Below are 14,387 nucleotides of genomic sequence, written 5' to 3'. Positions count from 1 at the left end.
GAGGACGATGGTAAAGCAAGGCGATCCCAAGCCTCAGCCCCGGAGTGAGGTCCAGCTGGAACTGCTTCGACTCGATGTCGGTTCGGCGGTGGCCCTTGTTGGGCACCCGATTCACGTGATGATGGTGCATTTCCCGGTCGCATTCGTGATCGCGACCCTCGGCGTCGATATATTGTACTGGTGGTCGGGAGACGCCTTCTGGGTGCGGGTCGGACTCTGGTCGGCCGGCATGGCTTTCTGGAGCGGCGTGGCCGCAAGTATCGTCGGCACTGGTGAACTGTTGCTTGTACGCGGGATCCGGCTTCTTGAAGCAAGCTGGTCTCATGCCGTGGCGGCGATGACGCTGGTTGCGATCGGGGGAGCCAACTGGGGTCTGCGCCTGATCGATACCGCGGCGATCTTGCCGCACGGCCTCGCCCTCTCGGCCCTCGCGTCGGTGATGGTGGGCTTCGCCGGCTGGCACGGGGGCAAGCTTGTGTTTGATCATGGCGTGGGGATTCTGATTTCGCCGAAGGACTGATGCAGCCAACGCCCGAGTCCGCCGGGCTCGAACAAATGTGCAGCGAATTTGTTCGAATCAATGTGCGGCTTGGCCAGCACCACCCAGATAATTGCGGTGATCAATACGATATAGGCGCTCGTCAGCGCCACGTAGGAAAATCGACCGAACTGGCCCTTAGGCGAGAACAAGCTCGGGAGAATAAGGCCGGCGACAACGTGCAGCATCGCCATGGCTCCCACCAGCAGCATTTTCAGGGAGAACCATTCCACAAAGGTGGTCTGCAAAAAGATGAGTGCCGTTCCGCTGGCGATGGCGACGAAGGCGGCGGGGGAAGTCATCTCCACGTAGACGAACCGAGCTACCCGGTGCAGTCGGTCGAGATCCAAACCCGCCTCGAGTTTCCTCCGTTGCCAGAAAAGAAACGGCAAGACGATCAACCCGCCCGACCAGAGCGCGATCGCGGCAAGATGGACGAACTTCAAGGAGGTCGTCATAGCGCTGGTTCGCTCGATCGCAAGTTGGACCACGCGATCCAGACCCCCGCGCCTAGATAAGGTAGCATCGCCGGTACCCACATCAGCAAACCAGCAAGTTGCTGATCAGCGAGCGGCGCGAGCCCCCAAGCTGCCGTACTTGCGAAATGCACGGGATAGAGTGGCCTGGACGCGAACACGATCAACGCGCCGAGAAGGCCCATCTGCCCAATCGTTGCAGCGAGTGCAACCAGCGCCGAGCCGGACTGCGCCGGCACCAGGATCGCGCGCCACAACAGCCAAGCGCTTCCAAGGAGCGAAGCCTGCATCAGCCAATAGGCCGGCAAGCTGGCGAGGCCCCAAGCATAAGGTCCCGGTGTGTGCCATAGCCAAAGGATGACCGCATGTGCCGCAACAAGCATGGCGAGTGACGGCGTTCCCGCGCGTCGTTGCGGAAACGCCAGTGCCAAAAGAGGGGCTACGGCGGCGATCAACAAGACGTGGTGCAATACCCGCACCGAAAACAACGCCGACGACAACGCACAAAGCGGCGAGACGAAGATAACGAGCATCAGCACGATCGCACCCCAGCCTGCTCGGGTGTCGGAGGGTCGGCTGCGGGCAACCGCAAGCGCCAAGGCCGCGAGTATTGCAATCAGCAGCGGATCGACATTCCAGCGGGTCCAAAGGTCGTCCGGGACGGCGGCGGGGCCGCAATAGGCGATCATGGAATTCGTCATGATGCGGCTCTCCCGGTCTTCGGCTCCGCCAGCTTTTCTTCAATCAGACGCCGGATAGTAGACTGGAAAAAGTGGGAAGAATAGCAGCGGTTAAACAGAGCTACGCTGCAACGCGGGGCGAACTGACCGATTACTCAAGTCTAACAATTCTTATGGGCCACTCTATTTGCCCGCGAATTCGCAACCGAGATGTCATGGGTGTAAAACTTTTTGGAGGGCCTTATAGTTTGCGATACTGCGCCGCCGCGCCACAGTACCGTATCGTGATGACGGAAGTTCGACCATGATCACGGTAAAAGGATCAGCTTATGCAGCTGCTTTATAGTTTGCGCGGGACCGTTTGGATTCTCGTCTACCTGCTGTTCATTCTCGCTCCCTTGTTCGCGCTCCTGGCTGGTTCGCATGCGCCGACGCGCGATTTCTGGACAGAGTTTTCTGTTGCCCTCGGCTACTCCGGCCTTGCGATGATGGGTCTGCAGTTCGGTCTCACCGCGCGCTTCCGGTACGTCACCGAGCCATGGGGCGAAGACGTCATTTACCATTTTCACCGTCAGATTTCGCTCGTAGCCGTCGGCTTGGTCGTAGCCCATCCGGTCATTCTGGCCGTCGTTCAGCCGGAATTATTCGCGCTGTCCAACATGCGTGAAGCGCCATTGAGTGCCTACCTCGCTATCCTGTCGATTTTCTCAGTGATCGCACTCGTGGTGACAGCCCTTTGGCGCGTGGCGTTGAAGCTGAAGTACGAAACATGGCATCTCATCCATATCGTGCTCGCGGTTGTCGCTATCACCGCGGGAGTCGTGCACATGGTGGGATCAAGTTTCTATCTGGTTGATCCATGGAAACAGTCTCTGTGGATAGGCTTGACGATCTTCTGGATCGGACTGCTGCTCTACGTGCGCATCGTCAAGCCGCTGTTCATGCTTCGCCGTCCGTACCGCGTCTCGGAGACGCGTCAAGAACGCGGCGAAACGACCACGTTGGTGATGCAGCCGGATGGCCACCCGGGATTTCACTTCAGCCCAGGTCAGTTCGGTTGGTTGATGGTCTGGGGGAGTCCCTTCAAGATCACCGCGCATCCGTTCTCATTCTCGTCCAGCGCAGCTGCGAAGGGGGGCTGCGTCGAGATGTCGATCAGGAATCTGGGTGACTTCACCAAAGAGATACCGAGAGTGCCGGTGGGCAAGCGCGTCTACCTCGATGGACCGTACGGTGCGTTCACGATCGGCAACCCGGCGGACATGCACGTATTGATCGCCGGTGGTGTCGGTGTCACGCCGATGATGAGTATGATCCGCACGCTCGCTGACCGCGGCGACAAGCGGCCCGTGATTCTGCTCTACGGCAGCAAGGACTGGGAATCGATTACCTTCCGCGAGGAGTTGGAGCTGCTGGAAGCGCGGCTCGACGTGACGGTCGTGCATGTGCTGGCGAACCCGCCGGCCGGCTGGGCCGGGGAACAAGGGTTCATCAACGCCGAGATGTTGAAGCGTCATCTGCCGCCACCTTTTTCCGATCATGAGTACTTCATCTGCGGGCCCGGTGTCATGATGGATGCAATTGAAAGGGCCCTCGCCGAGATGGGCGTCCCGATGTCGAAGTACCATTCTGAACGCTATAGCTTCGTCTAGGGAGGGCTGCCGATGCGCCGCGTGTTTGCTGACAGACTGGCCTTCGCCACAGGGGTAATTGTGATCTTGATGTCGATCCTATTCGCGCTCTCTCGCGTGGCCGGGTAGCGAGAGAAATGCGACCCTGACCGACCACGATCACCGCCAGGCCGGCGGCCACTGAAGGCATTGACTTGCGGAGCTACTGCCAAATCTCGCCGAATCCTGAGAAGGGGCGTCATGAGTGCTTACATCGTTGAACTGCTCGGCATCCTGATCGCTCTCGGTCTGCTCATCTTCCTCGCCTTTCGAGGCTACACGCTGCTGTTGGCGGCACCGGCGGCGGCGATCGTGGCCGCCGCATTCTCTGGAGAGCCGCTCCTCGCCAAATGGACGCTGACCTTCATGCAGGCTACGGGGCGTTTCATCACAAATTTCTTCCCGCTCTTTCTGCTCGGAGGCGTATTTGGCAAGCTCATGGATGACAGCGGTGCAGCGCTTTCCGTCGCCCGCAGCATGACCGAGCGTCTGGGAGAGAAGCGAGCCGTCATGGCGGTGGTGTTGGCCTGTTCCCTGCTCACTTATGGTGGCGTCAGCCTCTTCGTCGTGGCTTTCGCCGTGTTTCCCGTGGCGGCCGCGTTGTTTCGGCAGGCAGGGGTTCCGCATCGGCTGATCCCGCCGGCGATCGCGCTTGGCGCCTTCACTTTCACGATGACGGCCCTGCCGGGCACCCCGGCCATTCAGAATGCCATCCCGATGGCATATTTCGGCACCACGCTGTTTGCGGCGCCGGTTCTCGGCGTCATAGCATCTGCGAGCATCCTGGGCTTTGGCCTGTGGTGGCTGCGCCTGATCGAGGCGCGCGCGCGTCGCGCCGGCGAGGGTTACAGCACCGAGAAGCCCGCAACAGCCGATGATCAACTCGTGCGTGAGCGCGCTGCGAACGCCGACAATTTCGACATCGCCGAACTGCCGCACGGCCATCGCAGCGAGGAATTGCCGTCCTTTGCGCTCTCGGTGGCGCCCATTCTGATCGTGCTCGTGGTCAACCTCCTCATGAGTTTGTTCGTGCTACCACGCGCGTACACCGGGTATCTCGCCGAGCCGCGGTTCGGCGGAACCTCGCTCTCCGCAGTGAGCGGAGCCTGGTCTGTCGTGACGGCGCTCGCAATCGCCTCGCTGATTCTGGCAGTGATCCATCACAAGCGCCTACCGGAGTTGCGCAAGACCCTCGACGCCGGCGCCAACGCCTCGGTGCTGCCGGTGCTCAATACGGCCAGCTTGGTGGGCTTCGGCGCTGTCGTCGCGGCGTTGCCGGCGTTCGCTGTGGTCCGTGACGGTTTCCTTGCGGTGCCCGGCGGGCCGCTCGTGTCGATTGCCGTCGCCGCCAACGTGATGGGTGGTATCACTGGCTCAGCATCAGGCGGATTGGCCATTACGTTAAACTCGTTGGGTGAAACCTATGCCCAACTGGCCGCGAGCATGGGCATTCACCCTGAGTTGATGCATCGCGTGGCCGCCATCAGCTCTGGTGCGCTGGCTATGCTGCCCCACAATGGTGCTGTCGTTACCCTGCTCGCAATCTGCGGGGCCACCCAACGAGGGAGCTATCGCGAGATCATGATGGTGGGACTCGTGGGGCCGTTGATCGCACTGACTGCCGTCATTGCGCTGGGGAAGTTATTCGGGGCATTTTGAACACTGCCTTCCCCGCCTTGCGCTTCATGTCATCGCGCGAGCCAGCCACCGTCGACAGGTAACGCCACTCCGCTAAGCTGCGCCGCGGCGTCCGAGCAGAGGAATACGGCCAGCGCCCCGAGTTCCTCCGGGGTGGTGAACTCAAGCGAAGGCTGTTTCTCGCCGAGCAACTTCACCCTCGCTTGCTCGGGATCCAGCTTCTCGCGGGTAGCAAGAGCGTCGATTTGCTTTTGTACCAGTGGCGTGAGCACCCAGCCGGGACAGATCGCATTGCAGGTGATGCCGGTCGTCGCCGTCTCCAGCGCCACACCTTTGGTAAAGCCGACGACGCCATGCTTGGACGCCACGTACGCGGACTTGTCTATCGACGCGACCAACCCGTGTACTGATGCAATGTTGATGATCCGACCCCAGTCCCGCGCGAGCATTTGTGGAAGCGCCGCACGAGTGGTCAAAAATACTGCGGTCAGATTGATTGCGATCACTGCATCCCAGCGCTCGAGCGGAAATTCGTGCACCGGTGCAACATGCTGGATGCCCGCGTTGTTGACGAGTATGTCGACGCGTCCCAACTCGCGCGTCGCATGCTCGATCAGCCCCGTGGCATCGGCTGGCTTGGACAGATCGGCGCCGCTAAAGGCCACGCGTACGCCGTGGGCCGCGGCAATTTCCCGGCAGAGCCTCTCGATCGCCGCGGCCTCGCTGAAGCCGTTGATCATGAGATCCGCCCCTGCAGCGGCAAGCGTGCGAGCGATCCCGAGTCCGATGCCGCTCGTCGAACCGGTAACGACAGCTACCTTGCTCTTTAGCATGAGCCACCTCCATTAAGGACCGACAGATACTGAGCGGGTCCCCGTCGAAAACCCGTGGCAGCCGCCGCCGGCAGATCGAAAGTTGCATGATAATCTCGATGCGGCTAACGCCGGCCGCAAACGCGACGTTCCAATATATGTTTACTCCACCGATTTAAGAAAGCCCGCTTGGGGATCCCGGACGATGGTGATTGAACGAACTGACATTTCGTTCGGACCACTACGTGGAGCGCGGTGCTGGAATCTGCCGGCCGGTGACGGGTCTCCTATTGGAACGGCAGGAAAATCGGAACCAGCAGCGCGCTCACGATCGCTACGATGATGGTGAAGGGCACACCCACCCTCACAAAATCGCCGAGACTATATGGCCCGGGTCCCACCACCAGCGTGTTCATCGGTGAGGGAAATAGGCGTCAGGAAAGCCGCGGACGCGGCCAGCGCGACGGTCATCGCAAACGGTTAGGGAGAGTCTCCGAGGTCCTTGGCGATGGTCATCGCCACCGGCGCAATCAGCACGGCTGTGGCCGTATTTGAGATGAACAGGCCCAGCATCGCGGTGATGACGAACAAGTTGCCAACACGAGACGTGGGTCGTTTGAACACTGCGCAAGCGCTGGGTGATCGATTTTAGCTCTTCAAGCAAGGCGTCAATCTCAGACATTGGCGCCGCCGTCGCTACGGCTGACGCCACTCAGGTGCGTTGTGCGCTCACAGAGTGCGGCAATGACGTCGATCTTTTCTATCGCGAGAGGGGATATTCATGAGGCACATCCTTCGGTGCGCGAAGGAATAGGTCGGGGCGAATCTGGCAAATCAGCGCTGCAGGGCATATATTTGCCGGATGGTCATCCGTTTTGCAGTTCGCAGCGTGTCAACGACACAACGAGCCGCCAACTGGGGCGGCCCAATATTAGGGAACGCTGACATGGACAAGCTAAAATGGGCGGTTTTCATATTTGCAGTCCTGTCGATCGTCGGTGGGGCGGTTGTGTACATGACCGGCCAACAGGGGCTGAATCGAGACTCCTTTTTCGTCGCCGTTTTTGGATCGCTGACATTTATTCTCGGATTGTCGCTTCTTACACGAACTTTGTTTCGAAAGCAGAACCGCTCAAAATAGGCGATTGCGAAATTAAATAAGGCCACTGCGGCTCAAACCAGGATGGACGGTGAATCCCTGCTTCGAGACTTCCGATGAACTAGGATGAGGGCTTCAAATTGAAAAACTGGGCCAGCTTCGCCAGCCAGCGCCAAGGCCAATCCTGAACTAACATCTACGCTGGACCACCTAAATGGGGGTCGGCCAATTGGGTTAAGTTTGTCATATTTTCCCGTGCTACGATTGATTTCCATCGATAGTTCAGTTTGGACTGTAACAGTGCATGCCAGGTATTCGAGGTTGGAGCGCAGCAGTCTCTGTCTCTCGCTGTTGATCGATTGATTGAGCTGAGGGGGGCAAGTATTCATGTCGCTCGCGATTGGATTGCTGATGATATTGACTGGGCTCGCCATCATGGCATTCGGCCTTTTCATGTTCTATGCGTGGCTTCCACTACTCTATGCCTTGATTGGTTTCGACGTCGGCCTTCTGCTGGGTCGGGCGTTCACTGGGGATGTTGGCACAACTGCGATTGTCCTCGGAATTGCCGGTGCCTTTATTCTTGGTGCCGCGTCTTATATTCTTGAGCCCTATCGGCGCGTTTTGCTCGGCGTTTCCGGCGGCATCCTGTTCGGCCTTTCTGTGGCCGCCGCTCTCGGGCTCGATGGCTGGTTTGGAGGCTTCTTCGGCAGAGTGCTGGCGTTAGTCTGCGGCGCGGTCGGAGGCTTGCTTGTGCCGCGATTCTTCGACTTATTTGTTATCGGTGCATCTGCCGTCAGTGGTGCAGCCATGGTGATGACAGGCGCAAACCACATTCTCCCAGGTGTCGGATTTTTCGACCGCGCCGCCGGCGGCGTGTTGCCGCCATTGGTCACAATAATTCTGGCCGTTGCCGGCGTGAGTTGGCAACTCAGCAACATCGCAAAGTGGACTCAAATGTTGTCCGTGGGCCACGAGGTTTCAGATGATTCGACAAGAAACTAAGACGGTCCGCCTCGACTTTGATTTTGCAATCCCAGAAGCAGCTGTAAATATAAGTTGGCCTAGCCTACTAAACATTGAAGTGGCCCTAAAATGAAACATGACAACTTATTGGCGGGGTGGCGAAAGTTGGTTGTCACGGCTGGCTTAGCGACGCTTGGATCCGTGCTGGTGATCACAACCTCTTTCGCCCAATCATCGGTAGACTGTCGTGCCTACGCTGAGGATTACTCTCTTCGCTACTCGTCGCCTTGGTCGACGTTGAATTTCAACGTCGGGGGGCGGCGCGCCGCCGCTAGCGCGTTGGCCGCCAATAGGTCCCGCGCCCAGTCTACCCTCTTCGGCAACGCCTACGCGCGCTGTATGCGTGGTCGATGGCCGTAAGGAGATCCGCTCTCACTTCCTGAACGGAACTGCGGACGGCGTGCCGGACGAGCAGCGGAACAAGCGGCTGGCAAACAGACCGCGCGACGCCGTTGCTAACACTGGGCCTCATCGCGCTTTGGTGTTGCCGGTAATCTCGATAGCAGCGGTAGCGACGACAGCCGTTTTATTACGATGCACTCTCCCGCTACCATCGCCGCAACGGCGTCATCCGTTTACGCGCCGCGCCGGCAAGTTCAATGCGGCGTTTTGTCTCTCAGGGTTTTCGTTTTCCATGGCTGAAACCACGATTGTTACAGGAGATTAATTCACTAGCCAGCCTGGTGTAATACGCCGGAACCTATCTCCAGCAAGCGTTCGAACCCGCAACTTATTCACGGGTGGTTGTCTGGAGATTCTACGTGAACCGAATTTGGAAATCCGTAATATTCATGCTGGCGACCATCTACTTCTTAGTGGATGCAGTCTTCCTGACTGTTGCCCGACCATTCGCCAACTGGATTGCCGCGCACCGGATATTCGAAAGCCTTCGCATCCGGATAGTTTCGCTGCGCCCCTATCCCACCTTGGCCTTGTTTGCTGTGCCTCTAATCGTTCTTGAACCGGTCAAGCCGGTTGCCGCTTATTTGGCCGGTACGGGCCACATCGCGATGGGCATGACTGTCCTTGTCGTAGGTGAAGTTCTAAAGCTTGTGCTCGTGGAACGCCTCTTTAGCGTAAGTCGCGAGAAGCTCATCTCGATACCAGCATTCGCTTGGACATATGGGAGGTACTCGCAGGCCAAGGAATGGCTGGAATCGTTTGAGGCATGGCAGATCGCGCGGCGCTGGAGACGTCTCGCCCGGTACGCCGTCCGCAGTTACGTTCAGGAAGTGAGAGCCTCCCAGAGGCTAGAACGCGTCTCGTTCCAGCCCCGCTAACGCTACCATGCGATACTTTTTTCATATCTGCGACGGCCCGAAAGTCTTTCCCGATGAAGTGGGAGAGCGGCTTTCGAGTCCGGAAGAGGCCATAAATCAGGCCAAGTTCCTTGCGGCCGAATTGAGGAAGGCGGGCGAGTTCTGCCGGTCAAGTTTCATATTCGTATTGGACGAGAACGGCCACCGTATCTTTGAATACCGGGCTTCATGAAGGAGTCGGCCATGCCATGACGGCGTTGCTATTTCGGGTGGAGAATGGACAGCTCATCTTCGCGGTTCAGAGCGTCTTGTCGAGCGAGCGCGTGGTCATGGCGACACTGTGTGATCCCTTATACCGTTCTCGGCGCGCGCCGCGGTAAGGCTGCCGTGCTCGAGGTATGCCGGCAGATCTTGGAAAACGTGCGGGTCCACCGATTCAATCGCGAGTCGATCGTGCTGGGCGAGGATACTCAAGCAAGCCCACCGTTTTCAACGCGCTCCGCTGATTGGTGTGCGACGTCGACGAAGGGCCATGGACCGCGAGCCACGCCACCTGGGCGTTGCTCGGCGATCGCCCGCCGATCTGTTTCCAGGTCGACAGCGAATGCAGGATGCGCTGTTGCGGGCCGGACAAGGAACGGCTGCCAGACGCAACACCGGTTACCAAAGCGTCATAAGCAGTCCTCTCGCCACTGGCTCCCGATAAGCCTACGACCTCCAGTCGGTTCGCAGCACTGTCTCTGCTATGCCAATGCGAGTCTTCTTGGCCGGTAACCCGTTCTAATTGATCAGTCGCCGCAAGTCCGGCTCGACGCCCTATCCAAGCGGGCTCCTTTGATTTCGTCTTATGATCTTAAGCGTGAGCAGGACAGCACCAAGCGCAAGAAATAGAACACCGACAACAATTGTACTGGTGGATTCGAACGTCACGCCAACCGCTGTCAGTAGGCATCCGATGATAACTGAGATAAGCCCGCCTAGCTTCTTTACCAGGAGAACGTGTCCTTCACGCGCGCTCGCCACCATGACTAAGCCTCACTCTTTCACAAGATTGCACCATATCCACCGGTTCTCGTCGTCGGTTTCGCTCGGGTAGGGCGGTAGTTTAGTCGCGCAGAACCCAATCGTACACTCGCTTATGTTCCGAATCTCTCGTCGCTCGACCTCTGTTAATGACCCTTTGACTCAATTACGCACGAGCACGATTGCGTCAGTCTAGCTTACCCAGTTGAATGGTGCTGAAGTCGTGAGAGCAGCAAGTTCGGCGATCTACGTCCCTCCTAGATTGGATGGCTGAGCTGCCGGCTGTTGTGCCGATTGCAAGTTGACACCTCATATACGTGAGCGTTAGTTCTGAAGCCGCGTCGAGTTTCTAGAATGGAGCCGAATGGCCCCCGTCGACGGAGTGGTGCTATGGCGTCGCTGGAACGGCATTACATTTCGGCCGATCATTTGCTGGCCCCTGAGATGGTGCAGTCGCTCGTGCAAGATACGCACCGCCGCTCTAAGTCGAACAATGACGGCAAAAACTGCCGGGCCTACCCGGCAATCGCCCGAGTCCCGAGCGGGCTGCTCGGTGTCTGTGTCGTCGAAACCAGTGGACGCATTTGCGGTGCCGGAGACGTGGACTACGAATTCTCTATCACGAGCGTGTCGAAGCCGTTCTTGTTTGCGCTGATCTGCGAGACGATCGGCTCCAAGGAAGCGCGAGCGAAACTCAGCGCGGACGCCACCGGGCTTTCATTTAACTCACTTGCCAAGATCGCCGCGAATCCGTTGCTGCCGAAGGAAGTCCGGGCGCAGGACGATCTCGGCAACATCACTTGCGGCCGTAACGATCAGTTGTGTGTGGCGCGAGCGGCAAGTGAAGCATCCAAACTTCCAATAGCAAGCGATGGCGTATTCTTGAGACGCGCCGCATAGGCGTGGGAGTCTCAGTCGATGAAGATTCTCGGTGGCGTCTTTATGATCCGTTGAGGGCTCGTCCGCCGACGCCATCGACGGAATAGCGATCGTCCGCGGGATACTGGAAGTGAGAGGTGACTAGCAAGAGCGAGCGCCGCGGGCGATGACAATGCGATTCCTTAAAGAAAGGGTCGGTGATGAGAAGACATAAAACCGAGGAAATCGTTGCAAAGCTGAGACATGTCGAAAGATTGGCCGCCACCGGCAGACGGATTTCGGAGTGTGCGCGGGTAATTGGCGTTACCGAAGTAACTTACTATCGGTGGCGAAATAGGTACGGAGGCCTCGAGAGCGATCTGGCCGAGTATTTGACCGAGCTTGAGGCCGAGATCACCCGGCTGCGCCGGCTGGTATCGGATCTGACACTGGAAAAGCTCATCTTGGTGGAGGCGACGACGGAGGATCTCAGCCCGGAGCTTCGTGCGACTTACGTGCTTCACGCCAGGGCAGCGTTTGGCATCTCCGAAAGGCGCGCTTGCCAGGCGCTTGGGCAACATCGATCGACTCAACGCAAGATACGGGCGCGCCTTTCGTTGGAAGCGGCACCGGCGACCCAATGCCATTCGGCAAATGTGAGTTCGCTCTCGACGAACCCGCCCGATCGTCGGCCGACGCCGCGGGACAGCACGGGGCGTGGCGCACAGGATCCGCGCGACGCGAGCGTGCCGATACCGATCCAGGCTTCGGCACGTCCACCGGTGCAATAAGTCTGGCCGGTTAGCGCGAGGGATCCCGACGCCCGTCTTGCGGTGAGTTTCGCGGCGTACTGCGGGCAAAGTGTTCTGCGGATGAAAGGATACGAGTCATGCCGAATTACGATCGCAACGTGGTCATCCCCGGCGCCCCCGTCGGTCAGACGTTCGCAGCTGATGCGGGCCTGCGCGCCCACATGCTCCGGGTATATAACTACATGGCCACTGGCGTTGGCCTAACCGGCCTCGTCGCGATGCTGACCTATCAGTTCACCGGTCCCGAGCTGCTGCAAAGTCCGCTGATGTGGGTGTTCATGTTGGCGCCGTTTGCGCTGGTGTTCTTTATAAGCGCTCGTATCAACAAGCTGTCGGCGGAAACGGCGCGACTGCTATTCTTCGTCTATGCGGCGTTGGTGGGATTGTCGCTTTCGACAATCTTCCACGTCTATACCGGCGCCTCCATCACGCGCGTGTTCTTCATTTCAGCCGCGACCTTTGGGGCGCTCAGCATCTGGGGTTACACAACCCGGCGCGACCTGTCGGGATTCGGCGTGTTCCTGTTTATGGGCGTGATCGGCATCGTGATTGCGAGTTTGGTCAACATGTTCTTAAGGTCGAGCGGACTCGACTGGATAATCTCTATCGTCGGCGTCGGGGTCTTCGCGGGTCTCACCGCCTACGATACCCAGCGGATCAAGGCGATGTATGATCGTAGCGACGATGCCGCTTCCGCGGGCCGCAAGGTCGTGATGGGGGCGCTGTCGCTGTATCTCAACTTCATAAACCTGTTCATGCTCATGTTGCGCCTGGCGGGCAACCGGCGGTGAAGCATGATCGTTTTCAGAAGGGTCCAGCACCTCGTGGCGTGTCGTTCGTCGGCGTGTCGTCGATGAGTTTTGCTTATTCGACGAGGCGTCGGTCTTAAAGTCACCGCCATGGCAGACCTTCGCCGCGCCTATGTATCGAGAGCGCTTCTGTGCCCCGATAACCCTAGAGGAGGCGAGCTACGATGAACATCAAGATAATGCTCAGCGTCCTCGTTATCGGCGGGTTTATTGTTCTGGTCGGTCCGCCCCAAGGTATTGAAGCCCGATCGCTGCTGAATTCGAATGCGACTGCTGCCGAGCAAACGACAACTGAGGTCAAGCGGGCCAATCGGCATCACCGGCGTCGTCGACACTCGCAGCACCGAGGATGGTCGCATCATCTCCATCCTGGATGGTGAGCAAGTCAAAATAACCTGGTCTAGTCGTTCCTATTTAACGGCGTGAGAGACTGCAGCGTCACCCCGCGGTCAGCAAGCTCCAGCTTGCGACCGCAGCATTGTTCGCGCGGGTAGCGACCGTTCACATCGAAATGTCGCAGGCGAGGCGGGCGAAACTTCACGCTGTTCTTTGATCGCATTTTGATCTGGACGATCTGGCCACCGCCAGGCTGCTCGAGGAATCTGCTGCGGTCGACCGGACCGCCGTCGATCTCTACCATTTCACCCGCCAGCTCAAAATCAGGTTGTGAACGGCGAAAGTCACCGCCAGCTCGTTCGGATGAAGTGGGAAGTTGTGTACGCCGACGGTAGAGTGAATGAACTCGAGCACAATATCATCTGGCATGTCGCGGATCTGTTGGGGGCGACCACGCGACAGCGGGCGGAGCTTCGTCAGCAGATTGCGCCCGACCGCGTTGCCTTGCTCGCTGGAATTGCCAGCCGGCATTTTTCACCAGCGTTGCCGCTCCGGTGGTGACAAAGAGCTGCTGACCAAACGCCTTCAGACTAACGTTCGAACCGGACCACTCGGGGCGCCAGGTACCGCTTTGGCTATTGCAGTGCACTGCTCCGCTCAGTAACGGAGTGGTTCTCGCAGTCGAAGTACTCGACGAACGAAGTCTGGTTGACGTCGGCGGATTTCATCCGTGATCTCAAAGCAGGGTCGTGGAAGCCGTGGCTGAAATGTTCGAGGCTTGCAGGGACGACGCTGACATGAATGCACCGCCAGGTCGCTGAAGCCATAATCGAAGACTGTTGGAGTAATGATGGATGTCGAAAATCTGCCGTTTGGCGGTGCTGTGTGCGTCTATGGCTGCTCTCACGGGGCCGGCGTTCGCGCAAGCTCAACCTGTTCGAGTCGGAGGGTTGACCTGTGATGCCGCGCCGCGCGTGGGATTGGTGGTTGGCTCGCGGCAGAACCTGCGGTGCGTCTTTCGGTCGAATGCAACGGGGCAGCAATACAGCTACGCCGGCACGATAAGACGGATCGGCCTCGATGTCGGTATCACCGGCGGAGGTCGATTGTTCTGGGGAGTGTTCGCACCGACCTCGCATGTCGGATATGGGGTGCTGAGGGGAACCTACGTGGGCGCAAGCGGCAATGCGTCGTTTGGTCTTGGCCTGGGGGCCAACGTACTTGTTGGCGGATCCCACCGCACGATTTCCCTGCAGCCGCTGTCGGTCGAAGGCCAGTTTGGTGTCAATCTGGCAGTGGGGGTGGCGCGGCTGACGCTGCGATAAACGGCGGATGGCTTGGGCCGCGATGA

General features: G+C 58.7%; 17 protein-coding genes. 13 read left to right on the top strand and 4 right to left on the bottom strand.

All coding sequences use genetic code 11. The annotated features are described in order from the left end of the window. The first annotated feature begins 7 nt into the window (after positions 1 to 7). Positions 8 to 520 (top strand): DUF2231 domain-containing protein, encoded by a 513-nt coding sequence (locus tag BLS26_RS11885; protein ID WP_092517957.1) that lies wholly within the window; start codon positions 8 to 10, stop codon positions 518 to 520. Here the strand turns inward: BLS26_RS11885 and BLS26_RS11880 are convergent. Together BLS26_RS11880 and BLS26_RS11875 are read right to left on the bottom strand one after the other, a co-directional pair. After that, on the bottom strand, positions 484 to 984 hold the full coding sequence (locus BLS26_RS11880; RefSeq protein WP_197681334.1) for a CopD family protein: 501 nt from the start codon (positions 982 to 984) through the stop codon (positions 484 to 486). The genes BLS26_RS11885 and BLS26_RS11880 overlap by 37 nt on opposite strands. Positions 985 to 992: 8 nt before the next feature. Continuing rightward, positions 993 to 1,703, bottom strand: a complete 711-nt coding sequence (locus BLS26_RS11875; RefSeq protein ID WP_244541915.1) for a cytochrome c oxidase assembly protein — start codon at positions 1,701 to 1,703, stop codon at positions 993 to 995. A gap of 320 nt (positions 1,704 to 2,023) precedes the next feature. Here BLS26_RS11875 and BLS26_RS11870 point away from each other — a divergent pair, with 320 nt between their 5' ends. Together BLS26_RS11870 and BLS26_RS11865 are read left to right on the top strand one after the other, a co-directional pair. Continuing rightward, on the top strand, positions 2,024 to 3,346 hold the full coding sequence (locus BLS26_RS11870) for a ferric reductase-like transmembrane domain-containing protein (protein WP_092511252.1): 1,323 nt from the start codon (positions 2,024 to 2,026) through the stop codon (positions 3,344 to 3,346). Between the two features lie 219 nt (positions 3,347 to 3,565). After that, positions 3,566 to 5,023: a GntP family permease gene (locus BLS26_RS11865; protein WP_092511250.1), complete on the top strand. Its 1,458-nt coding sequence runs from the start codon at positions 3,566 to 3,568 to the stop codon at positions 5,021 to 5,023. 29 nt (positions 5,024 to 5,052) lie between these two features. On the opposite strand, the gene BLS26_RS11860 is transcribed toward BLS26_RS11865, so the two are convergent. After that, entirely contained in the window at positions 5,053 to 5,835 is a 783-nt protein-coding gene (locus BLS26_RS11860) for a 3-hydroxybutyrate dehydrogenase (protein ID WP_092511248.1), read from the bottom strand. Between the two features lie 925 nt (positions 5,836 to 6,760). Between BLS26_RS11860 and BLS26_RS11850 the strand changes: the two genes are divergently transcribed. From BLS26_RS11850 to BLS26_RS35685, 8 genes are all read left to right on the top strand, one after another. Then, positions 6,761 to 6,955, top strand: a complete 195-nt coding sequence (locus tag BLS26_RS11850) for a hypothetical protein (protein WP_092511246.1) — start codon at positions 6,761 to 6,763, stop codon at positions 6,953 to 6,955. A 345-nt stretch (positions 6,956 to 7,300) separates the two neighbouring features. Then, positions 7,301 to 7,918 (top strand): hypothetical protein, encoded by a 618-nt coding sequence (locus BLS26_RS11845; RefSeq protein ID WP_092511244.1) that lies wholly within the window; start codon positions 7,301 to 7,303, stop codon positions 7,916 to 7,918. A gap of 812 nt (positions 7,919 to 8,730) precedes the next feature. Further along, positions 8,731 to 9,219: a hypothetical protein gene (locus BLS26_RS11840; protein ID WP_244541914.1), complete on the top strand. Its 489-nt coding sequence runs from the start codon at positions 8,731 to 8,733 to the stop codon at positions 9,217 to 9,219. A 7-nt stretch (positions 9,220 to 9,226) separates the two neighbouring features. Further along, positions 9,227 to 9,430 carry a hypothetical protein gene (locus BLS26_RS37225; RefSeq protein WP_092511242.1) on the top strand — a complete coding sequence of 68 codons (204 nt, stop codon included), beginning with the start codon at positions 9,227 to 9,229 and terminating at the stop codon, positions 9,428 to 9,430. A 1,181-nt stretch (positions 9,431 to 10,611) separates the two neighbouring features. Next, positions 10,612 to 11,121: a glutaminase gene (locus BLS26_RS11825; RefSeq protein WP_092511238.1), complete on the top strand. Its 510-nt coding sequence runs from the start codon at positions 10,612 to 10,614 to the stop codon at positions 11,119 to 11,121. A 179-nt stretch (positions 11,122 to 11,300) separates the two neighbouring features. After that, positions 11,301 to 11,870 carry a transposase gene (locus BLS26_RS11820; protein WP_092511236.1) on the top strand — a complete coding sequence of 190 codons (570 nt, stop codon included), beginning with the start codon at positions 11,301 to 11,303 and terminating at the stop codon, positions 11,868 to 11,870. 98 nt (positions 11,871 to 11,968) lie between these two features. After that, the gene (locus tag BLS26_RS11815) at positions 11,969 to 12,682 is read left to right on the top strand and encodes a Bax inhibitor-1/YccA family protein (protein WP_092511234.1); all 714 of its coding nucleotides are present in this window, start codon (positions 11,969 to 11,971) and stop codon (positions 12,680 to 12,682) included. A gap of 182 nt (positions 12,683 to 12,864) precedes the next feature. After that, positions 12,865 to 13,080, top strand: coding sequence for a hypothetical protein (locus BLS26_RS35685; RefSeq protein ID WP_157676427.1), 216 nt, complete (start codon positions 12,865 to 12,867; stop codon positions 13,078 to 13,080). A gap of 20 nt (positions 13,081 to 13,100) precedes the next feature. Here the strand turns inward: BLS26_RS35685 and BLS26_RS11810 are convergent, their stop codons facing one another. Next, positions 13,101 to 13,340 (bottom strand): hypothetical protein, encoded by a 240-nt coding sequence (locus BLS26_RS11810; RefSeq protein WP_092511232.1) that lies wholly within the window; start codon positions 13,338 to 13,340, stop codon positions 13,101 to 13,103. Between the two features lie 59 nt (positions 13,341 to 13,399). Between BLS26_RS11810 and BLS26_RS37220 the strand changes: the two genes are divergently transcribed. Next, positions 13,400 to 13,597 carry a TerB family tellurite resistance protein gene (locus tag BLS26_RS37220; RefSeq protein WP_157676426.1) on the top strand — a complete coding sequence of 66 codons (198 nt, stop codon included), beginning with the start codon at positions 13,400 to 13,402 and terminating at the stop codon, positions 13,595 to 13,597. A 293-nt stretch (positions 13,598 to 13,890) separates the two neighbouring features. Next, positions 13,891 to 14,361, top strand: a complete 471-nt coding sequence (locus BLS26_RS11800; RefSeq protein ID WP_092511228.1) for a DUF992 domain-containing protein — start codon at positions 13,891 to 13,893, stop codon at positions 14,359 to 14,361. Positions 14,362 to 14,387: the final 26 nt, after the last annotated feature.

It is taken from the genome of Afipia sp. GAS231, assembly GCF_900103365.1.
In the GTDB taxonomy this organism is placed as follows: Bacteria; Pseudomonadota; Alphaproteobacteria; order Rhizobiales; family Xanthobacteraceae; genus Bradyrhizobium.
This window is presented reverse-complemented; position numbering and strand designations above follow the sequence as displayed.